The sequence below is a fragment of the Massilia sp. BGA-UO-ETr-WB1 genome (genome assembly GCF_059567845.1).
In genome coordinates this window covers 314,363-333,900 of the sequence record NZ_JCAQOT010000023.1, presented here as the reverse complement: position 1 = coordinate 333,900, position 19,538 = coordinate 314,363, and the positions used below count along the sequence as shown (strand labels likewise).

Below are 19,538 nucleotides of genomic sequence, written 5' to 3'. Positions count from 1 at the left end.
TGGGGGAGCTCAAGCGGCGAGCGCGTCTTCTTTGGCTTTTTTGGTCTTGCCGGCGCGCGAAGGCATGTGGCACAGACCGCACACATAGCCGCCGTGCAGGTCCATGCTGTTGACCACGAACTTGCCCTGGCATTTGCCGCACGGGGCCAGCTTCAGCATGTCGCTGTTAAAGAAGCGCACCAGGGTCCAGGCGCGCGTCAGCGACAGCACGGCTTCCTGGCCGGGTTCCGGCGGCATTTGTTCGAGGTAGAGCTGGTATGCCTTCATCACGGCCTGGATGCCGGCGGCGCCGGCGTGCAGCACCAGGAAGCTGTGGATGTTGATGAACAGCGAGGAATGGATGTTGGGCTGCCAGGTCAGGAACCAGTCGGTGGAGAACGGCAGCATGCCCTTGGGCGGCGACACGCCGCGCAGCTCCTTGTACAGCTTGAGCAGGCGCTCGCGCGACAGCGACACTTCCGATTCCAGCAGTTGCAGGCGCGCGCCCAGGTTGATCAGCTCGATGGCCAGCTGGATTTCCTGCGCTTCGCTAACGACGCTCTTCTTGCTCATGTGTGCTCCTGGAACCTGGGTAGACGAATCGAATCTGAAGCGGGAATCTTAAGCGATTTCTTCGGCTGGCTGGCCGGCCATCAGGATGGCGGCGTGCGACTGGGCCAGCGAACGGTCTTTATTGTAGTTGGTCAGCATGCCGAGGATGGCGCCGTCGTCGAAGCGGAAGCGGGCCAGCATCATGTTGCCGCCTGCCAGTTTCAGGATCTGCGCGTTGCTCATGCCTTCGATCAGGTCGGCGATGTCGGCCGAGATGCCCAGGCGGAAGACGGCGGTCACTTTGTCGGCACGGATCATCTGCTGAGCCAGCATCAAATAGCTCAGGTTTGCATCGCGGATCTCAGCCATCATGTCGTTCGCAGTCATTTCCATCTCCTCGTCAGAACTCGTTAGTAACGCAATTGCGTTTCCGTTGAGATACATTCTGCTGGAGCGGACACAGCGCGAGAAGCGGACGACGGCTGTATTTTGGGTCAGGGAATGGCGGACGCGCCCTGTCAGCGTTTATCTGACAAACGCAGGGCGATCATAGGGCAACACCAGTACTGGTGCGGGTTTGCGGACTTCTTACTTCCAAGATACAACCTTGTTTTCAGGCAAAAAACAGAGGGGTATTCTGACTCTTTTTTGCTACATCTAAACCGGTAACGGCACGGTTTTGAGGAACTTTAGGGTCCATCGCAAATATTTTTGAATATTTTTGAAGTTTTTTCTTGCTACCCCAACAACTCCCGGGAGACGCTTTGCGGCGAATCTAGAACGGGTAACGGCGGCGTTTCCGGGAACTTTAGGGTTGCCGTGAACTTTTTTTGAATTTTTTTTCGAAAATGTTCAAATCAGCTCGCAGCCGCCCGCGGTTTGCTACACTTCGCCATCCCCACACTAGTTGAAGCCTAAAGCAATGACTGCACAGACCAACCGCAACGACTGCCTGGCCCGCGACGCGCAAGATCCGCTCGCCGCCCTGCGCGACCAGTTCGATCTGCCCACCGGCGTGATCTACCTGGATGGCAACTCCCTGGGCGCCCGCCCCAAAGCGGCGTTGGCCCGCGCCCAGGACGTCATCGCCCGCGAATGGGGCAAAGACCTGATCAAGAGCTGGAACACGGCCGGCTGGTTCGACCTGCCCAAGCGCCTGGGCAACCGCCTGGCGCCGCTGATCGGCGCCGCCGGCGGCGAAGTGGTGGTGACCGACACCACCTCGCTGAACCTGTTCAAGGCGCTGGCCGCCGCCGTGCACCTGCAGGCGCAGACGCCGGCGCGCGCCACCCGCCGCGTCATCGTCACCGAGCGCAGCAACTTCCCGACCGACATCTATATGGCGCAGGGCCTGTCGAGCTGGCTCGAGCGCGGCTACACCGTCAAGCTGGTCGACAGCGTGGACGAGATCCCGGCCGCCGTCGACAGCGACACCGCCGTGCTGATGCTCACCCACGTCAACTACCGCACCGGCTACCAGCACGACATGGCCGCCGTCACCGCCCTGGCCCAGGCGCGCGGCGCCGTGGTGGTGTGGGACCTGGCGCACTCGGCCGGCGCAGTGCCGGTGGACTTGAACGCCGCCAACGCCGATTTCGCGGTCGGCTGCACATATAAGTACCTGAACGGCGGACCCGGCGCCCCGGCCTTCATCTGGGTGCCGAAAAAGCACCAGGCCGCGTTCACGCAGCCGCTGTCCGGCTGGTGGGGCCACGCCGCCCCGTTCGCCATGGCGCCCGACTTCGAACCCACCGCCGGCATCGGCCGCGCGCTGTGCGGCACCCAGCCCATCGTGTCGCTGGCCATGGTGGAATGCGGGCTGGAGCTGTTCGAGCAGACCGGCATGGCCGCCATCCGCGCCAAGTCGCTGGCGCTGACCGACCTGTTCATCGAACTGGTGGAGGCGCGCTGCGGCGGCCACCCGCTGGGCCTGGTCACCCCGCGCGCGCACGCGCAGCGCGGCAGCCAGGTCAGCTTCACCCACCCGCACGGCTACGCCGTCATGAGCGCCCTGATCGCGCGCGGCGTGATCGGCGACTACCGCGAACCGGAAATCATGCGCTTCGGCTTCACGCCGCTATACACCAGCTACGCCGACGTGTGGGACGCGGTCGAGGTCCTGAAGCAGATCCTGGATAATGAAGACTACGACGTGGCCGCCGAGCGCGGCGCCGTGACCTGAGAAAGCAAGTAATGAGCGACAACAAAGATATCCCCAGCGGCTGCCCGATGCACGCGGCCGCCGCAGCCCCGGCCGGCGGCGCCGGCAAGGCAGGCGACACCCAGTGGCATGGCGCCCAGATGGACTTCAGCAAATCCATGAGCTACGGCGACTACCTGGGCCTGGACCGCATCCTGACCGCCCAGCACCCGCTCTCGCCCGAGCACAACGAAATGCTGTTCATCGTCCAGCACCAGACCAGCGAGCTGTGGATGAAGCTGATGCTGCACGAAATGCACGCCGTGTGCGCCAACCTGCAGGCAGGCGAACTGTCGCCGGCGTTCAAGATGCTGGCCCGCGTGGCCCGCATCATGGACCAGCTGGTGCACGCCTGGGATGTGCTGGCCACCATGACCCCGCCCGAATACACCGCCATCCGCCCCTACCTGGGCGCCTCGTCGGGCTTCCAGTCCTTCCAGTACCGCGAGATCGAGTTCATTCTTGGCAACAAGAACGCCGCCCTGCTCAACGTGCATACCACCACGCCGGAGAACCACGCCATCCTGGAGCAGGCGCTGCGCGCGCCGTCCGTGTACGACCATGCCATCCAGCTGCTGGCGCGCGCCGGGCTGCACATCGCCCCCGGGCGCCTGGCGCGCGACCCCAGCCTGCCGACCGAAGCCGACGAGTCGGTCAAGGAAGCCTGGCTGGCGGTCTACCGCGACCCGGCCAAACACTGGGCGCTGTACGAGCTGGCCGAGAAGCTGGTGGACCTGGAGACCGCGTTCCGCTTCTGGCGCTTCCGCCACGTCACCACGGTCGAGCGCATCATCGGCTTCAAGACCGGCACCGGCGGCACCGCCGGCGTCAGCTACCTGCGCAAGATGCTGGACGTGGTGCTGTTCCCGGAACTGTTCGCGCTGCGCACCGCGCTCTAGGACGCAACGGTAGAGTAATGATGCAGAGCATTGGAATATTGCAATCTTTGCATTATTTTGATTGCAGCCTATAGTGAAGAAGTTGGGTTCCCTGCCCCACTCTCGACGAAAGGTTGCGCCATGAAGACACCAATAAAGGCACCAATAAAGATCGGTTTGGCATTCTGCGCCCTGATGCTGGCGGCTGCGGCCGCCAGCGCCGCGCCAGTCGCATATATCGGCACGCTGAGCGGCGCGGCGGAGTCGCCGCCGGTTCCCTCGCCGGCCACCGGCTCCACCATCGTCGTGTTCGACATGGACGCCCACACGCTGGTCGTGAACATGACCTTCAGCGGCCTGCTCGGCACCACCACCGCCGCCCACATCCACTGCTGCACCGCCGTGCCGGGCACCGGCAATGCCGGCGTGGCCAGCGAAACGCCCACCTTCAGTGGCTTCCCGCTGGGCGTGAGCAGCGGCTCGTATTCGATGAGCTACGACACCACCCTGGCCTCCAGCTGGAGTCCGACCTTCCTGGCCAATAACGGCGGCACCACGGCCGGCGCCGAAGCGGCCCTGGGCGCCGGGCTGGCCAGCGGCTCGGCCTATCTCAACATCCACAGCAACCTGTACTCGGGGGGCGAGATCCGCGGCAACCTGGCGCCGATACCGGAGCCGGGCACATGGGCCATGCTGCTGCTGGGGATACCGGCGGTGCTGGGCCTGCGCCGCAGGCTGTCCTGAGCTGCCAATAAAAAAGCCGGCGCCCTGTGCGGGGCGCCGGCTTCAGCGGTTTTTCGACTTTGCGGGCGGTGCGGATTACTTGGCCGCGCCGCTCAGCAGCATTTCGTTCAGGCGTTTGACGAAGGTGGCCGGATCGGCCAGCGAACCGCCTTCGGCCAGCAGCGCCTGGTCGAACAGGATGTGCGCCCAGTCCGCGAACTGCGCGCTGTCCGCGTTTTCATACTTCAGGCGCGTCACCAGCGGGTGGTTCGGGTTGATCTCGAGGATGGGTTTCGATTCAGGCGCAGCCTGGCCCGCCGCTTTCAGCATGCGCAGCAGGTTGCCCGACAGCTCATGCTCGTCCGCCACCAGGCAGGCCGGCGAGTCGGTCAGGCGGAAGGTCACGCGCACTTCCTTGGCTTTGTCGGCCAGCGCGGTCTTCATCTTCTCGGTCAGCTCCTTGTACGAGGTCTCGGTTTCCTGGTGCTCCTTCTTCTCGGCTTCGTCTTCCAGCGAGCCCAGGTCCAGGCCGCCCTTGGCCACCGACACCAGTTCCTTGCCTTCGAACTCGGTCAGGAAGGACAGCATCCACTCGTCCACGCGGTCCGTCATCAGGATCACTTCCACGCCCTTCTTGCGGAAGATTTCCAGGTGCGGGCTGTTTTTCGCGGCCTTGTAGTTGTCGGCGGTGACGTAGTAGATCTTGTCCTGGCCTTCCTTCATGCGCGCCACGTAGTCGGCCAGCGACACGGTCTGCTCGTCGCTGTCGGCGTTGGTCGAGGCGAAGCGCAGCAGCTTGGCCAGGCGGTCCTTGTTGGTGGCGTCCTCGCCCACGCCTTCTTTCAGCACCTGGCCGAATTCGGTCCAGAAGGCGGCGTACTTGTCTTTCTTTTCCTGCTCGTCGGCGTTGGCCAGCTCTTCCAGCATGCCGATCACGCGCTTGGTGGAGCCGTCGCGTATCACTTTCACGTCGCGCGATTCCTGCAGGATTTCACGCGATACGTTCAGCGGCAGGTCGGCCGAGTCGATCACGCCTTTGACGAAGCGCAGGTAGGTCGGCATCAGCTGTTCGGCGTCGTCCATGATGAACACGCGCTTGACGTACAGCTTGATGCCGCCGCGCTTGTTGCGGTCCCACAGGTCGAATGGGGCCTTGGCCGGGATGTACAGCAGCTGCGTGTATTCGCTGCGGCCTTCCACCCGGTTGTGGGTGTAGGTCAGCGGCGCGGCGAAGTCGTGCGACACGTGCTTGTAGAACTCGTCGTACTGTTCCGGCGTGATGTCGGCGCGGTTGCGGGCCCACAGCGCGCTGGCCTGGTTCACGGTTTCCAGTTCGTCCTTGACGACGGTTTCCTTCTTCTCGTCGTCCCACTCTTCCTTGGCCATCACGATAGGCAGGGAGATGTGGTCGGAGTATTTGCGGATGATGGACTTGATCTTCCACGACGACAGCAGCTCGTCCTCGCCTTCGCGCAGGTGCAGGATGATGTCGGTGCCGCGCGACGGCTTGTCGATCTGCTCGACCGAGTAGTCGCCCTCGCCGGCCGATTCCCAGCGCACGCCTTCGGAAGCGTCCAGGCCCGCGCGGCGGGTTTCCACGGTGATCTTGTCGGCCACGATGAAGCCGGAGTAGAAGCCCACGCCGAACTGGCCGATCAGGGCCGCGTCGGCCTGCTGGTCGCCGGACAGTTTGCCGAAGAATTCCTTGGTGCCGGACTTGGCGATGGTGCCCAGGTGCGAAATGGCGTCCTCGCGGCTCATGCCGATGCCGTTGTCCGAAATGGTGATGGTGCGGGCCGCTTTGTCGAAGCTGACCTTGATTTTCAGTTCGTGATCGTTGCCGTACAGCGCGTCGTTGTTGATCGCCTCGAAGCGCAGCTTGTCGGACGCGTCGGACGCGTTCGAGATCAGTTCGCGCAGGAAGATTTCCTTGTTCGAGTACAGGGAATGAATCATCAACTGCAGCAGCTGCTTGACTTCAGCTTGAAAACCCAGTGTTTGCTTTTCGTGGTCAGCCATTTTTACCTCAATAGTCTACATGTTATGGGGGTGTTGCTTCACCCCCGCCAGATGAGGATGCAGGGACCTATTTCAAGGGCTTTCCAGCAACTTTTTACGCGGCCGGGGCTGGCGCCGGGGCACGGCGCGCAGGACGCCGCCGCCTGATTGCGGCGCCCAGCACCGCCAGGCCGCCCAGCAGCATGCCGTACGTTGCCGGTTCGGGCACCGGCGACAGCAGCGCGCCGACGCATTCGCCATAGCCGTTGCAGGCCTGCCCGACGATCTGCCCCAGGTCGTTGATGCCGACCGCGCTGGCGATATGCCATTCGCCGGGCGCGATCAGCGTGTCGAGGTCGGTCATCACGCCGTTCGCGTACAGGAAGCCGCCGCCCTTGCCGCGCCCCACCACCTGGCCCGCGTTGTTGATGTCGAAGGCTTCGCTGTCGGCGCCGCCGGGATTCAGGTCGATCATTGCACCGTCTGCATACAGGAAGGCATGCACGCCCTCGCCCGCCAGGCGGCTGACGCCCACCACCGCGCCGCTGTCGTTGATGCCGGTGGCCCAGCTCTCGGCGCCGCCCAGCGTGCCCAGGTCGACCATCCCGGCGCCGTCATGCAGGAAGGCGCGCCGGATGCCGTAGCCGGCGAGCTCGCGCGAATGCCCGGCCACGGCGCCGTCCGCGTTGATGGCGGCTGCATGGCTGTAGAGGTGGCCGCCCAGCGTGCCGAGGTCGGTCATGGCGCCGTCACGGTAGACGTAGGCGTGGCTGTCGAAGCTGCCCTGGCCGTACGGCCCGCCGCCGTCGGGGTGGTAAATGACGTCCGCCGAGCCCACCGCGTGGCCCTTCCCGTTCAGCGCCGCCACGCTGACCGAGCCCTGCGGCTGCATCGGCGGCAGCATGACGGCGGTGCCGGCGCCGTCCACCACGTAGCCGGCGGTGATGATGTCGCCGGCGGTGCCGCCGATGGCGCCGGCGTCGTTGATGCCGGAAGCGAACATCAGGGTGTCGAGCCAGGTGCGCTGGCCGTTGCGCTCGATGAAACCGGTGGACGCGTGCGTCTCTTCGCGCCATTCATTGCCGAGCACCACGCCCTGGTTGTTAATGCCCGTCAGCACAAGCCCGTTGGGGTAGCCGACCGGCGCGATGGTGCGCAGCGTGTAGAGCGGCGCGGCCTGCGCGAAGGCGCAGATGAGCGCCAGCAGGGCTGGCGCCACGATGGGGATGACTCGCATGATCCGTATCTCCAGGGTTGATGTAACCCATTTTAGTAAGGGATCGGCGAGTGTAGTTGATTTTTAATCTATATTTTTATTTTCATAAAACCGTGATGCAGCGCATACAGTGTGCGTAACAATTGGCGTAATCTGGCAGCGCGGCGCTACGTCTGCGCCACGTCTGCGCTACCCCTTCAGTTCCCGTTCCAGGAAGCGCCACACCGCCGGGTCCTGCATGGCGGCCAGGTTCAGGCGCATGCGGGTGGACGGCAGCTGGCTGGGCGAGAACAGGCTGCCCGGCGCCAGCAGCAGGTTTTCGGCCATGGCGTGGGCGGTCAGCACGTTGGTGTCGCGGCCCGCGTCGGCCCACACGAACATGCCGGCCGGCGCCGCCACGTCCACCGTCAGGCCCACCCGTTCCATCTGGCGCAAGGTGCGCCCGCGCAGCGCGTCCAGCCGCGCGCGGATGCGGTCCACGTGCTTGCGGTACAGCCCTTCGGACAGGATCTTGTACACCACCCGCTCGCCGATTTCGCCGGTGGTGAGGGTGGACAGCATCTTGCGGTCGGCCAGGCGCTGCGCCCATTCCGGCTTGGTGGCGATGAAGCCCACGCGCAGGTTGGCGGCCATGGTCTTGGAGAAGCCGCCCAGGTAGATCACGCGGTTCAGCTGGTCCAGCGCGGCCAGGCGGGTGGCCGGCTGCACCGCGCTGCCGGGGTGCAGGTCGCAATAGATGTCGTCCTCCACCACGGTGAAGCCGTGTTCCTCGGCCAGGCGCAGCACCTGGAAGGCCTTGGCGGCGGACAGCGAGGTGGAACTGGGGTTGTGCAGCACCGAGTTGATGACGTACAGGCGCGGCTTGTGCAGCGCCGCCAGCTGCGCCAGCTGGGCGATGTCCGGGCCGTCCGCCAGGCGCGGAATGCCCACCACCTTGGCGCCCAGCGCGGCGAAGGAGCCGAACATCAGGAACCAGGCCGGGTCGTCGACGAAGATGGTGTCGCCTGGCAGCGTGAACTCGCGCGCCACCAGGTCTAGCGCCTGCGTCACGCCCGCCGTGGTGACGATCTGCTCCGGCGGAGCGGAAATTTCCAGCTCGCCCAGCTTGTGCTGGAGCTGCTGGCGCAGCGGCAGAAAGCCTTGCGGCACGCCGTAGTTGACCAGTTGCGCCGGGTTCTGGCGGCTGATGGCGCGCAGCGCGTTGGCGATGCTGGCGCCGTCCAGCCACTCGGACGGCAGCACGCCGGCGCCCGGCATTTGCTGGTGCGGCACCTGGCGGAACATATTGCGCACCAGCCAGACCACGTCCAGCTGGCCGCCGTCGCCGCCGGCCGGGGAGGACAAGGTGGCCAGCACGCCGCCCGCCGGCGAGGAGCGTTCGCCCGCGTTCATCGGCGAGCGCTCGCGCACGAAGAAGCCCGCGCCCCGGCGCGACTCCAGGTAGCCGCGCGCCACCAGCTTGTCGTAGCCGGCCACCACGGTGAACGGCGACACCCCGTGCGCGGTGGCGAACTGGCGGATGGACGGCATGCGCGCGCCGCTGCGCAGCAGCTTGTCGTCGATGCGCGCCGCCACCGAGCGCACGATCTGGTCGATCAGCGATTCGCCCGATTCGCGCGACAGCAGCGCCATCCGCGGAACCAGTGGAATCGGCCTGGCGCGCACCGGCCGCGCCGCCTCCTGTGCAATCGGGTGTTCAGGTGCACCCTGCAGCTTTGTATTGGTCATTTCGCCATCACAGTATGTGAAATTATGTAGAAAAGTGTACCGGCACTGTACTGGTGTTCTCACATAGGATACATCATCAACCTTTGAAAGCGAACCATGTACCTGCCTACCCTCGCCCAGCTCGACGCCGCCGCAGCCACCGTTTACGGCGCCATGCCCGCCACGCCGCAATTTTCCTGGCCTTTGCTGAACGCGGCACTGGGTGCGCAAGCCTGGGTGAAGCACGAGAACCATACGCCCATCGGCGCGTTCAAGGTGCGCGGCGGGCTGGTGTACATGAAGGCGCTGGCGGAGCGCGAGCCCGGCCTGGCCGGCATCATTTCGGCCACGCGCGGCAACCACGGCCAGTCGCTGGCGTTCGCGGCGAGGCGGCACGGGCTGGGCGCCACCATCGTGGTCCCGCGCGGCAACAGCGTAGAGAAGAACGCCGCCATGCGGGCGCTGGGCGCCGAGCTGATCGAGCACGGCGACGACTTCCAGGCCGCGCGCGAACACGCGCAGATGCTGGCGGCGCGCGACGGCCTGCACATGGTGCCCTCCTTCCACCCGGACCTGGTGGCCGGCGTGGCCAGCGGCTGGCTGGAACTGCTGCGCGCGCAGCCGGACCTGGAAACGGTGTTCGTGCCGATCGGCCAGGGTTCGGGCATCTGCGCGGCGATCGCGGCGCGCCAGGCGCTGGGGCTGCAACGCAGCCTGCGCATCATCGGCGTGGTGTCCAAACACGCGCCGGCCTACCAGCTGTCGTTCCGCGCGCGCGCCAGCGTGGAAGCGGACGTGAGCACCGTGATTGCCGACGGCATGGCCTGCCGCGTGCCGGACGCGCAGTCGCTGGAGATGATCTTCGAATTCGTGGACGACGTGGTGAGCGTGACCGACGACGACGTGGCCCACGCCATGCGCCTGTACTACCGCACCACGCACAACCTGGCTGAAGGTGCGGGCGCGGCGGCGCTGGCCGCTGCCATGAAGCTAAAGGACGAGCAGCGCGTGCGCGGCCGCAAGATCGGCCTGCCGCTGACCGGCGCCAACGTGGACGCCGAGCTGTTCCGCCGCGTGCTGCTGGGGGATTGAGATGGCCAATCCGGATCCCGTCATCGCCGCCCTGCCGCCCGCCAGCCTGCCCGGCGGCCTGTCCGCCGAAACCAGGGGCATGCTGCTCGGCCTGGCCGGCGTGGCCATCTTCAGCCTGACGCTGCCCTTCACCCGCATGGCGGTGGCGGCCTTCGAGCCGTCCTTCGTGGCGCTGGGGCGCGCGCTGGTGGCGGCGCTGCTGGCCGGCCTGTGGCTGCTGTGGAGACGCGCCCCGCTGCCGCCGCGCGCCGCGCTGCCGCAGCTGGCCATGGTGTCGCTCGGCTGCGTGATCGGCTTCCCCTGGCTGACCTCGATCGCCATGCGCACGCTGCCGGCCTCGCACGGCGCGGTGCTGGTGGGCGTGCTGCCGCTGGCCACCGCCATGTTCTCGGCCCTGCGCGGCTATGAAAAGCCGTCGCTCGGCTTCTGGCTGATGGCGCTGCTCGGCTCCTCGCTGGTGGCCGGCTTCGCCCTGTTCCAGAGCGGCGGCAGCCTGCACCTGGCCGACCTGGCCGTGTTCGGCGCGGTGCTGCTGGCGGCCATGGGCTACGCCGAAGGCGGCCAGCTGTCCAAGAGCCTGGGCGGGCAGCAGGTGATCAGCTGGGCGCTGGTGGTCTCGGCGCCGCTGGTGCTGCCGGTGGTGCTGTGGCAGTCGTGGGGTGAATGGGACGCCATGCTGCACGCCGGCGCCCGCGCCTGGGGCGGTTTCGCCTACGTGTCGGTGTTCTCCATGTTTATCGGATTCTTCTTCTGGTACCGCGGCATGGCGCTGGGCGGGGTGGCACGCGTGGGCCAGGTGCAGCTGGTGCAGCCCTTCCTGTCCATCGTCGGCGCGGCGCTGGTTTTGGGGGAAAGTATTGAATTCAGCAATATTCTGTTCGCTTTGGCCGTTATTTCCGTAGTTGCTATGGGCCGCAAAATGCAGATCCGCAGCTAGAAAGACGTACAATATCGGTCTCGCGGCCTGATAAAAACAACCCGCAGCCACTTTCGCAACTTTTCTGGAATACCAAAATGTCCGTCTACGAAAAACTCAAATCGCTCGATATCACCCTGGCTCCACCGGCAGCTCCTGTCGCGGCCTACGTCATGTACGTGCAAACCGGCAACTTGGTATTCATCTCCGGCCACATCGCCAAAAAAGCCGACGGCAACCCGTGGGTAGGCCAGCTGGGCAAGAACATTACCACCGAGGAAGGCCAGCAGGCGGCACGCGCCATCGCCATCGACCTGATCGGCACGCTGCAGGCGGCCTGCGGCGGCGACCTGACCCGCGTCAAGCGCATCGTCAAGCTGATGAGCCTGGTGAACTCCACCCCCGACTACACCGAACAGCACCTGGTCACCAACGGCGCCTCCGAGCTGCTGGGCGAAGTGTTCGGCGACGCCGGCAAGCATGCGCGCTCCGCTTTCGGCGTGGCGCAGATTCCGCGCGGCTCGTGCGTTGAAATTGAACTGATCGCCGAGATCGCCTAATTTACAAGATACAGGCGGCGCCCACCCGGCGCCGCTCTTTCACGGCCGCCACAAGCGCGCTTGTTCATCGGCTGGACGCTGTCCGCCGACTTCCTCTGAGAGCAACCGTATGAAAATCGAAAACCCCCATCCATTCCAGTGGCAGTTCTCCGAACGCGCCAGCCAGATGCAAAGCTCCTTCATCCGCGAGATCCTGAAGGTAACCCAGCAGCCGGAGATCATCTCCTTCGCCGGCGGCCTGCCTTCGCCCGCCACCTTCCCGGTGGAACGCATGCAGGCGGCCTTCGACAAGGTGCTGCGCGAACAAGGTAAAGTGGCCCTGCAGTACGGCCCGACCGATGGCTACCTGCCGCTGCGCCAGTGGATTGCCGATTCGCTGTCCAAGAACGGCGCCAAGATCGTGCCGGAGCAAGTGCTGATGACCTCCGGCTCCCAGCAAGCGCTGGACCTGCTGGGCAAAGTGCTGGTGGACGAAGGCAGCAAAGTGCTGGTGGAAACGCCGTCCTACCTGGGCGCGCTGCAGGCGTTCTCGGTGTACCGCCCGAATTTCGTGTCGGTGGACACCGACGAGCACGGCCTGGTGCCGTCGTCGCTGAACAACGTGGCCGCCGGCGCGCGCCTGCTGTACGCGCTGCCGAACTTCCAGAACCCGACCGGCCGCAGCCTGTCCGTCGAGCGCCGCCTGGAACTGGTGGAAACCTGCGCCCGCCTCGGCGTGCCGCTGGTGGAAGACGACCCGTATGGCGCCCTGAGCTACAAGGGCGAGCCGGCGCCGAAGATGGTGGCCATGAACCCGGACGGCGTGATCTACATGGGTTCGTTCTCCAAGGTGCTGACCCCCGGCATCCGCCTGGGCTACGTGGTGGCCCCGCTGGCGCTGGTGCGCCGCCTGGAACTGGCCAAGCAGGCCGCCGACCTGCACACCTCGCAGCTGACGCAGATGGTGGTGCACGAAGTGATCAAGGACGGCTTCCTGGACCAGCACATCCCCACCATCCGCACCCTGTACGGCGACCAGTGCCAGTGCATGCTGGACGCCATGGCCGAACACTTCCCGGCCAGCGCCACCTGGACCAAGCCGGAAGGCGGCATGTTCATCTGGGTGAACCTGCCCAAGCACATCAATGCGATGGAGCTGCTGGACGAAGCCATCAAGCAAAAAGTCGCCTTCGTGCCGGGTTCGCCGTTCTACGCCAACGAACCGGAGACCAACACGCTGCGCCTGTCCTTCGTGACCGTGCCGCCGGAACGCATCCGCGCCGGCGTGGCCATCCTGGGCAAGCTGATCGCTGAGCGCCTGTAAGCTGCTGCCGCCCTACCCGTAGTACCGCGTGGGCGCGTCCGCCGCCCACGCTTCCCTCCCTTCCCGCACAATCATGTTGCCGAACAACAACATGGACTGCCTCGCGCATCGCCGAAGTTACCAGAAGTTACGGTGTTTCATGGCAGCAATAGCAACATTACGGAAAATAACGGACGTTCGTCCCTTTTTTCGCTCGCGACCACTCTTATTTTTTTACAATTTGAATTGGCAAAGCGGTATGATTTAGACAGATAGTTACCCTCTACCCAGGCGACGAGTAATGACCACAGGCGGTTCCAGCTATTCCCCGCGACGCGATGCAGCGATCCTGATAGTCGACGACGCACCGGCCAATCTGAGCGTACTGCGCAAGATGATGGTCGAGCAGGGCTACCAGACGTTCGTCGCCACCTCGGGCGAGCGCGCGGTGCAGATCGCCAAGCGCGTGCACCCGGACCTGATCCTGCTGGACGTGGTGATGCCCGGCATAGACGGGCTGGAAACCTGCCGCCAGCTGAAGGCCAACCCGCTCACGGCGCGCATCCCCATCATCTTCATGAGCGCCAAGAACGAGGCGGAAGACGTGGTGGCCGGCTTCGACACGGGCGGCGTGGACTACATCGGCAAGCCGCTGCGCCTGGCCGAAGTGTGCGCCCGCGTGCGCACCCAGCTGAAAATCCGCATGAACACGGAAACCCAGCAGGAGCAGGCCGAGCGGCTGCGCACCATCGTCAACTCCATGGCCGAAGGCCTGCTCATCATCGAGCCGGACGGCCGCATCCAGTTCACCAACCCGGCCTGCGACAAGTACCTGGGCTACGTGCCGGGCGAACTGGCCAGCAAGACCGTGTTCGACCTGCTCAATCCCATGGTGGCGCAGGAATACCTGGACTACTTCGCGCGCTACGCCGCCAACCCGGAAACCGCGCACAGCCACGGCACGCGGGAAGTGATCATCCGGCACAAGTTCGGCACCTCGGTCTGCATGGATTTGACGCTGACGCCGATGTTCATGCGCCAACCGCTGTTCATCGGCCTGCTGCACGACATCACGCACCACAAGATGTCCGAGGACGCGCTGCAGCGCGCCGCCATGGTGGACCCGCTGACCAAGATCGCCAACCGGCGCCACTTCGATACCTTCCTGGAAAAGGAATGGCAGCGCGCCATGCGCAGCGGCTCGCCGCTGTCGCTGGTGGTGCTGGACGTGGACCACTTCAAGCTCTACAACGACAGCCTGGGCCACGCGGCCGGCGACGTCTGCTTGCAGCAGGTGGCGCAAGCCATCAACGCGCACGCCCTGCGCGCCACCGACCTGGCGGCGCGCTACGGCGGGGAGGAATTCGTGCTGCTGTTCGCCGAGACCGACGCCGACTCCGCGCTGGCGCTGGCCGAATCGATCCGCTGCCACGTGGAAGCACTGCAGCTGCCGCACCCGCGTTCGATCACCTCGCCGTGGATCACGCTGAGCGTGGGCGTGGCCACCATCCACCCGCACCAGATGGAAAACACCGAAGCCCTGTTCGTCGCCGCCGACCGCGCCATGTACGCCGCCAAGGAAGGCGGCCGCAACCAGGTCCAGTCCAGCGTCACCAGCCCCTCCGCCAGCGACGTCCTCAAGAACCTCGCCGCCAGCTAACCGCGGGCATACCCTGCCTCGCGTTGGCTACGTATAGCCAGAACGTAGACAGTGTCTATTGCATCGAGGTATTGGTATAACGCCACGTAGCCATGGCTTTTGCGCCCAATGACCAGTTCTCGTTTTTCTTGGGGCGCGGACCTGCCTATCAGAGGACTGTGCTCCAGCACATCAATCGCCTGCAGAATCTCCATGGCACGGGCAGCGGCATTGCCGGCTTCGTACTGCACAAGGTGAGTCAGAATGCGGTCGAAGTCCTCTGCGATCTCGGCGGCCAGCTCGACGCGCGCCATATTCAGCCACGCTTCTTCGCTACCGGCCGGGGCGCCGGCTTGCCCTCTATGCGCGCTTCAAGATACTGGCGCATGTCGGCCCATGGAATAGTCTTGCCGGACGCGATGATTTTCGCAAAACGCGCGTCGGCCTCTGCATCGAAACTCGCCTTTTGCTCTTCCTGATCGGTCTTTTCCGCGATGGCTTCGAGGATAAAGCCGTGAGCCGTCTTGCCGGTTCGCTCTGCAGCGCTGGCAACGCGCGCTTTCAGTTCGTCTGGCAAGCGAATTGTTGTCGTTGACATGATTACCTCCGCTATCCAGAAATGTAGCACACCTGCGCTACGCGGCGCGCGGGATCGCTGCCGGCTCTTCGGCAGTGAAGCGCCGCATGGTGAACGCGAACAGCAGGCCGCCGGCGTACATCAGCACGCCGTACACGGCGCCCGGGATGGCCATGGCGTCCTGCTTGAGCATGGTGCTGGCGATGACCAGCGCCAGCGTGGCGTTCTGCACCGCCGTCTCGATGCCGAGCGTGACCGACTGCCGGCGCGACAGGCGCGCCAGCCAGGCGGCGCCGAAGCCGCAGCCCAGCATCAGCAGGTTCAGGCACACCGCGAACGGCGCCAGCGTGGCGAAGTTGTCGCGCAGGAGCACCCAGTTCTTGGCCACCGCCGCCAGCACGATGATCACGAACAGCAGCGTCGCCGCCTTGGCCGCTTTCGGCTCGAAGCCGATAGCCCAGGCGGTGTGCTTGTGGCGCACGAACATGCCGATCGATACCGGCAGGCCGAGCATGAGGAAGATCTGCCCCATCATCTGCCCCACCGGCGCCGATACGGCCTGCCCGCTGCCGGTGAAATGGTCCAGCGCGAAGCTGACCACCAGCGGCAAGGTGAAGATGGTGAGCACGCTGGCCACGGCCGTGAAGCTGAGCGCCAGCGCCACGTCGCCGCGCGCGATGTAGGTCAGCAGGTTGGAGGTGCTGCCGGTCGGGCAGGCGGCCAGGATCATGAAGCCGATGGCGAACGCGCCGGTCAGCCCGGCCAGCTTGATCATGCCGAAGCACACCAGCGGCAGCAGCACGAAGTGGCACAGCACGCCCACCAGCAGCGCGCGCGGCTGCTTGACGATGCGCGAGAAATCGCCCGGCGTGAGCCCGAGTCCGAGCGAGAACATGATGAACGCCAGCGACGCCGGCAGCAGTAGTGTGGATACGATATCGCCTTGCATGGCCTGGTCTCCTGCGGCCGCCTGACGCGGCGCGCTGTAATTATTATGGGACGCTCAGCGTATCAGGTGCGGTAGCCCGCGTCGAGTTTGTCGAGCTTGCGTATCAGCGCCGGCCAGGCGAACGCGCCGCCGAGGCCGCTGGTCTGCACGCGCATGGCTTCGGCCACGCCTTGCGCGATCTGCGGATGGACCTGGACCAGTTCGCCGCCCGCCTGCGCGGCCAGCTGGATCTGGCAAGCGGACTCGAAGATGTACATGGCCAGGAACGTGTCGGCGATGGTGCTGCCGCAGGTGAGCAGGCCGTGGTTGCGCAGCATGAGGAAGTTGGCACGGCCCAGGTCGTCCTGCAGGCGCGGCTTTTCCTCGTCGCGGAAGGCCACGCCTTCGTAGTCGTGATAGGCCAGCGACGCCAGCACAAAGGTCGATTGCTGCGAGATCGGCAGCACGCCGCACTTCTGCGCGCTGACGGCCACGCCGGCGCGGGTATGGGTGTGGATCACGCACTGCGCGTCCTCGCGCGCGGCGTGCACCGCGCTGTGGATGACGAAGCCGGCCGGGTTCACCGGGAAGGGGGAGTCGATCAGCTTGTTGCAGTCCTGGTCCACCTTCACCAGCGAGGAAGCGGTGATCTCGTCGAACATCAGGCCGTAGGGATTGATGAGGAAGTGGTGCTCGGGGCCGGGGATGCGGGCGCTGATGTGGGTGAAGATCAGGTCGCTCCAGCCATGCATGGCGACCAGCCGGTAGCAGGCGGCGAGGTCGACGCGCAGCTGCCATTCTTCCGGGCTGACGAGGTGCTGTACGGATGGGATGTTCATGCGGTGTCTCCTGTGTTGTTTGCGCTAGTATCGCGATGCACTGGACTGGAGACTGTCAATTTCTTTACAATCGGCGCATGCCTTCCGCCATCCTCGACGCCAACCCCTGGTTCGCCACCCTCCCCGCCGAGCTGCGCGGGGCCATGCTGCACAGCGCCGAACCGGTGCGGCTGCGGCGCAGCGAGATGCTGTTCCGCCAGGGCGATCCGCCCGGCGGCCTGTACGCGGTGCTGCGCGGCTCGCTGAAAGTGTCCACCTTGCGCGAGGACGGGCGCGAAGCCATCCTCGGCGTGATCGAACCGGGCACGTGGTTCGGCGAGATATCGCTGATCGACAGTTTGCCGCGCACCCACGACGCCACCTCGATCGGCGCGTCCGAGCTGCTAGTGCTGCCGCACGAGGCCTTCCAGGCGCTGATGGAGCGGCCGGTGTTCGCGCGGGCGGTGGCGTCCCTGCTGGCCACGCGGCTGCGCATGATGTACAGCATGATGGAGGACGTGACCTTGCGCAGCACCCGCGCGCGCGTGGTGCGCCGCCTGCTGCTGCTGGCGCGCGGCGACGCGGCCATGGCCAACTCGGTGCGCCCGCGCGTTCCCGTGTCGCAGGAGGCGCTGGCGATGATGCTGGGCATTTCGCGCCAGACCTTGTCGAAAGAGCTGAAGCTGCTGGAGGAACTGGGGGCGATCCACATCGGCTACCGCAGCATCGAACTGCTGTCCGAAGAGCGCCTGCGCAGCGCCGGCTAAGCGGGCCCGACTTTGTTAACAGATTCTGTGGATAAGCATGTTAAGAAGCCCGGCCACCGTGCATCAAGTAGCTGTTTTTAAAGGAAAAACTTGTCCTGCTTAAAATTCGCGCAATGTTGAGTTATACACAGGCATGGCGCAAATTTAACGGCTGGGGTCGCTTTCATTTGTTAACAGAAACTGTGGACAAGCTTGTTAACAAGCCTTCCCGGCGAGGGCTAAGCCCATGTTTTCAAACGGAAAAGTTATCCTGCTCATTTTTCTCGCAGCGCCGGGTTATACACAGGCGCTCCCGGTCAGCCCCGATAGCCCCGCAGCTGCGCCAGTGCCGCCATGTATTTCCGCATCCGGGCCACATCCGTATCGCCTAATTCGGTGAGGCGCGAGCTGTCCATATTGTCGATCAAATCGAGTTCTTTTACGCGCCGTGCGAGCGGATTGGACATTGCCCGGGAGATGAATGCGAAATAATCCTCGCCTTTTTGCTTGGTCAGGCAAGACAACGCCCCGACTACCTCGTCCGCGAAGCCCAAGCTCCGCAAGGTGGCCGGCGTGACGTCGGAGTCTTCAATCACGTCGTGCAGCACCGCGACAATCTGCAACGCCTCGGTTTCGCACTGCATCATCAATCGCAGCGGGTGCAGAATATACGGTTTGCCCGCTTTGTCGAATTGCCCTTGGTGGGCGTCGACGGCCAGCTTGATCGCTGTCTCAAGTGTGCTCAATGTTAACTCCGTGGCTATACATCGTTCTGCGATTCAGTTCGACATGGGAAATAGTCGGCGCGAACCGTACTCTCAGGCATAACATCAGCATAGCGCTCGTTTTCCTCCCAGTAGCTGCCGCAAACCGCACAGCGGTAGAGGCGTGTCTGCAGGTGCGGATTCAACGCCAATGCCTGTGGCCTCCGCCCGGATTCCCACAACTTCCGACATGCCGGACACCCCTTCTGCTGCCAATCCAACGTCATCGTATTAGCCAACATTACCGTCCCCTGAACATGATGGGTGCTCTTCAACCAAACGCAGAAGCGGCGCAAGCGACTCTTTAGACGGCGCGCACGCACCTGACGAGGCAAAACTGTCGGGTTCGATCAATAGTCTTTGATCAACTGGAGGCGCGCGCCATTCTTGGTGTTGCTGCGAAACAGGCTTGCAATACTCTTATGGCAGACCACGAAGGCGTCCTGAGTTCCACCCATTTGGAAGAACAGACGGTGCGCCAGTGGCACACTGTCCAGCAATTCCCTGTTTAGGCTGTAGGTGTACATGCTATGCATCTTGAAGCCGCCCAATTCCAGCGCCTCTTCCTCATGTTCAGATCGTTCTCTGTCCCAGCAATCAAACCGCTCGGAAAACGCCAGGAACCAATAGTCCTCGTGCCACTTATCGTCATCGCCGATAAAAATTGCGGGGTGGATATGAAGCGAAGGTACCTCAAGCTGAATCAGTTGATCTCGGATATGCGTGCGTACCAAAAGGAAACTGCCGTTAAATAAGATATCCGGCAACTCCTTGATCGGCTTGATGCCCATGCGTTTGTCGTAGTCTTTTGCTCCGTTGAAGAACATCAGGGGCGCTGAGCCCACAGGCTGAGGCTGATAAGTGTAGCCACGCTCCACAGTGTCTTCGGTGGCCGTCACGGAAGGCAGCCTGTCATCGTCCTCTTTTCGGATGAAAAAATAATCTTCGTCGTAATTCTGCATA

The 19,538-nt window shown here is 64.3% G+C and carries 20 protein-coding genes; 9 read left to right on the top strand and 11 right to left on the bottom strand.

The window, feature by feature from the left end; genetic code table 11:
• Positions 1-9: 9 nt before the first annotated feature.
• Positions 10-552 (bottom strand): flagellar transcriptional regulator FlhC, encoded by a 543-nt coding sequence (gene flhC, locus AC56DV_RS10015; protein WP_496314141.1) that lies wholly within the window; start codon positions 550-552, stop codon positions 10-12.
• Between the two features lie 48 nt (positions 553-600).
• The gene (gene flhD / locus AC56DV_RS10010) at positions 601-918 is read right to left on the bottom strand and encodes a flagellar transcriptional regulator FlhD (protein WP_496314140.1); all 318 of its coding nucleotides are present in this window, start codon (positions 916-918) and stop codon (positions 601-603) included.
• A 535-nt stretch (positions 919-1,453) separates the two neighbouring features.
• Between flhD and kynU the strand changes: the two genes are divergently transcribed.
• From kynU to AC56DV_RS09995, 3 genes are all read left to right on the top strand, one after another.
• Positions 1,454-2,713, top strand: coding sequence for a kynureninase (gene kynU / locus AC56DV_RS10005; protein ID WP_496314139.1), 1,260 nt, complete (start codon positions 1,454-1,456; stop codon positions 2,711-2,713).
• An 11-nt stretch (positions 2,714-2,724) separates the two neighbouring features.
• On the top strand, positions 2,725-3,630 hold the full coding sequence (gene kynA, locus AC56DV_RS10000) for a tryptophan 2,3-dioxygenase (protein WP_496314138.1): 906 nt from the start codon (positions 2,725-2,727) through the stop codon (positions 3,628-3,630).
• A gap of 156 nt (positions 3,631-3,786) precedes the next feature.
• Positions 3,787-4,353, top strand: coding sequence for a CHRD domain-containing protein (locus AC56DV_RS09995; RefSeq protein ID WP_496314137.1), 567 nt, complete (start codon positions 3,787-3,789; stop codon positions 4,351-4,353).
• A 75-nt stretch (positions 4,354-4,428) separates the two neighbouring features.
• On the opposite strand, the gene htpG is transcribed toward AC56DV_RS09995, so the two are convergent.
• The 3 genes from htpG to AC56DV_RS09980 all read right to left on the bottom strand — a co-directional run bounded on the left by htpG (position 4,429) and on the right by AC56DV_RS09980 (position 9,274).
• The gene (gene htpG, locus AC56DV_RS09990; RefSeq protein ID WP_496314136.1) at positions 4,429-6,351 is read right to left on the bottom strand and encodes a molecular chaperone HtpG; all 1,923 of its coding nucleotides are present in this window, start codon (positions 6,349-6,351) and stop codon (positions 4,429-4,431) included.
• 94 nt (positions 6,352-6,445) lie between these two features.
• Positions 6,446-7,567: a PEP-CTERM sorting domain-containing protein gene (locus AC56DV_RS09985; RefSeq protein WP_496314135.1), complete on the bottom strand. Its 1,122-nt coding sequence runs from the start codon at positions 7,565-7,567 to the stop codon at positions 6,446-6,448.
• 168 nt (positions 7,568-7,735) lie between these two features.
• Positions 7,736-9,274, bottom strand: coding sequence for an aminotransferase-like domain-containing protein (locus AC56DV_RS09980; protein ID WP_496314134.1), 1,539 nt, complete (start codon positions 9,272-9,274; stop codon positions 7,736-7,738).
• A gap of 96 nt (positions 9,275-9,370) precedes the next feature.
• On the opposite strand from AC56DV_RS09980, the gene AC56DV_RS09975 reads away from it, so the two are divergent.
• From AC56DV_RS09975 to AC56DV_RS09955, 5 genes are all read left to right on the top strand, one after another.
• Positions 9,371-10,345, top strand: coding sequence for a threonine dehydratase (locus AC56DV_RS09975; protein ID WP_496314133.1), 975 nt, complete (start codon positions 9,371-9,373; stop codon positions 10,343-10,345).
• 1 nt (position 10,346) lies between these two features.
• Complete coding sequence (locus AC56DV_RS09970) at positions 10,347-11,282, top strand: DMT family transporter (RefSeq protein WP_496314132.1); 936 nt, start codon at positions 10,347-10,349, stop codon at positions 11,280-11,282.
• A 77-nt stretch (positions 11,283-11,359) separates the two neighbouring features.
• Positions 11,360-11,821: a RidA family protein gene (locus AC56DV_RS09965; protein ID WP_496314131.1), complete on the top strand. Its 462-nt coding sequence runs from the start codon at positions 11,360-11,362 to the stop codon at positions 11,819-11,821.
• Positions 11,822-11,930: 109 nt separating this feature from the next.
• On the top strand, positions 11,931-13,124 hold the full coding sequence (locus AC56DV_RS09960; RefSeq protein ID WP_496314130.1) for an aminotransferase-like domain-containing protein: 1,194 nt from the start codon (positions 11,931-11,933) through the stop codon (positions 13,122-13,124).
• A 280-nt stretch (positions 13,125-13,404) separates the two neighbouring features.
• Positions 13,405-14,763, top strand: coding sequence for a diguanylate cyclase (locus tag AC56DV_RS09955; RefSeq protein WP_496314129.1), 1,359 nt, complete (start codon positions 13,405-13,407; stop codon positions 14,761-14,763).
• Here the strand turns inward: AC56DV_RS09955 and AC56DV_RS09950 are convergent.
• The 4 genes from AC56DV_RS09950 to AC56DV_RS09935 form a co-directional block, all read right to left on the bottom strand.
• Entirely contained in the window at positions 14,760-15,056 is a 297-nt protein-coding gene (locus AC56DV_RS09950) for a type II toxin-antitoxin system RelE/ParE family toxin (RefSeq protein ID WP_496314128.1), read from the bottom strand. The two genes, AC56DV_RS09955 and AC56DV_RS09950, sit on opposite strands and share 4 nt — an antisense overlap.
• Before the next feature lie 2 nt (positions 15,057-15,058).
• Positions 15,059-15,340 carry a CopG family transcriptional regulator gene (locus tag AC56DV_RS09945; protein ID WP_496314127.1) on the bottom strand — a complete coding sequence of 94 codons (282 nt, stop codon included), beginning with the start codon at positions 15,338-15,340 and terminating at the stop codon, positions 15,059-15,061.
• Positions 15,341-15,377: 37 nt separating this feature from the next.
• Positions 15,378-16,268, bottom strand: a complete 891-nt coding sequence (locus AC56DV_RS09940) for a bile acid:sodium symporter family protein (RefSeq protein ID WP_496314126.1) — start codon at positions 16,266-16,268, stop codon at positions 15,378-15,380.
• A 62-nt stretch (positions 16,269-16,330) separates the two neighbouring features.
• The gene (locus AC56DV_RS09935; RefSeq protein ID WP_496314125.1) at positions 16,331-17,086 is read right to left on the bottom strand and encodes a class II aldolase/adducin family protein; all 756 of its coding nucleotides are present in this window, start codon (positions 17,084-17,086) and stop codon (positions 16,331-16,333) included.
• 77 nt (positions 17,087-17,163) lie between these two features.
• On the opposite strand from AC56DV_RS09935, the gene AC56DV_RS09930 reads away from it, so the two are divergent.
• Positions 17,164-17,832, top strand: coding sequence for a Crp/Fnr family transcriptional regulator (locus AC56DV_RS09930; protein WP_496314124.1), 669 nt, complete (start codon positions 17,164-17,166; stop codon positions 17,830-17,832).
• 296 nt (positions 17,833-18,128) lie between these two features.
• Here AC56DV_RS09930 and AC56DV_RS09925 read toward each other — a convergent pair whose 3' ends face one another.
• Positions 18,129-18,557, bottom strand: coding sequence for a hypothetical protein (locus tag AC56DV_RS09925; protein ID WP_496314123.1), 429 nt, complete (start codon positions 18,555-18,557; stop codon positions 18,129-18,131).
• A 368-nt stretch (positions 18,558-18,925) separates the two neighbouring features.
• Positions 18,926-19,537: an imm11 family protein gene (locus AC56DV_RS09920; RefSeq protein WP_496314122.1), complete on the bottom strand. Its 612-nt coding sequence runs from the start codon at positions 19,535-19,537 to the stop codon at positions 18,926-18,928.
• Position 19,538: the final 1 nt, after the last annotated feature.

Excerpts from the sequence above, each read along its gene's own strand:
- flhC (WP_496314141.1), bottom strand. The coding sequence starts at position 552 with ATGAGCAAGAAGAGCGTCGTTAGCGAAGCGCAGGAAATCCAGCTGGCC.
- flhD (WP_496314140.1), bottom strand. The coding sequence starts at position 918 with ATGACTGCGAACGACATGATGGCTGAGATCCGCGATGCAAACCTGAGC.
- kynU (WP_496314139.1), top strand. The coding sequence starts at position 1,454 with ATGACTGCACAGACCAACCGCAACGACTGCCTGGCCCGCGACGCGCAA.
- kynA (WP_496314138.1), top strand. The coding sequence starts at position 2,725 with ATGAGCGACAACAAAGATATCCCCAGCGGCTGCCCGATGCACGCGGCC.
- htpG (WP_496314136.1), bottom strand. The coding sequence starts at position 6,351 with ATGGCTGACCACGAAAAGCAAACACTGGGTTTTCAAGCTGAAGTCAAG.
- AC56DV_RS09985 (WP_496314135.1), bottom strand. The coding sequence starts at position 7,567 with ATGCGAGTCATCCCCATCGTGGCGCCAGCCCTGCTGGCGCTCATCTGC.
- AC56DV_RS09980 (WP_496314134.1), bottom strand. The coding sequence starts at position 9,274 with ATGACCAATACAAAGCTGCAGGGTGCACCTGAACACCCGATTGCACAG.
- AC56DV_RS09975 (WP_496314133.1), top strand. The coding sequence starts at position 9,371 with ATGTACCTGCCTACCCTCGCCCAGCTCGACGCCGCCGCAGCCACCGTT.
- AC56DV_RS09970 (WP_496314132.1), top strand. The coding sequence starts at position 10,347 with ATGGCCAATCCGGATCCCGTCATCGCCGCCCTGCCGCCCGCCAGCCTG.
- AC56DV_RS09965 (WP_496314131.1), top strand. The coding sequence starts at position 11,360 with ATGTCCGTCTACGAAAAACTCAAATCGCTCGATATCACCCTGGCTCCA.
- AC56DV_RS09960 (WP_496314130.1), top strand. The coding sequence starts at position 11,931 with ATGAAAATCGAAAACCCCCATCCATTCCAGTGGCAGTTCTCCGAACGC.
- AC56DV_RS09955 (WP_496314129.1), top strand. The coding sequence starts at position 13,405 with ATGACCACAGGCGGTTCCAGCTATTCCCCGCGACGCGATGCAGCGATC.
- AC56DV_RS09950 (WP_496314128.1), bottom strand. The coding sequence starts at position 15,056 with ATGGCGCGCGTCGAGCTGGCCGCCGAGATCGCAGAGGACTTCGACCGC.
- AC56DV_RS09945 (WP_496314127.1), bottom strand. The coding sequence starts at position 15,340 with ATGTCAACGACAACAATTCGCTTGCCAGACGAACTGAAAGCGCGCGTT.
- AC56DV_RS09940 (WP_496314126.1), bottom strand. The coding sequence starts at position 16,268 with ATGCAAGGCGATATCGTATCCACACTACTGCTGCCGGCGTCGCTGGCG.
- AC56DV_RS09935 (WP_496314125.1), bottom strand. The coding sequence starts at position 17,086 with ATGAACATCCCATCCGTACAGCACCTCGTCAGCCCGGAAGAATGGCAG.
- AC56DV_RS09930 (WP_496314124.1), top strand. The coding sequence starts at position 17,164 with ATGCCTTCCGCCATCCTCGACGCCAACCCCTGGTTCGCCACCCTCCCC.
- AC56DV_RS09920 (WP_496314122.1), bottom strand. The coding sequence starts at position 19,537 with ATGCAGAATTACGACGAAGATTATTTTTTCATCCGAAAAGAGGACGAT.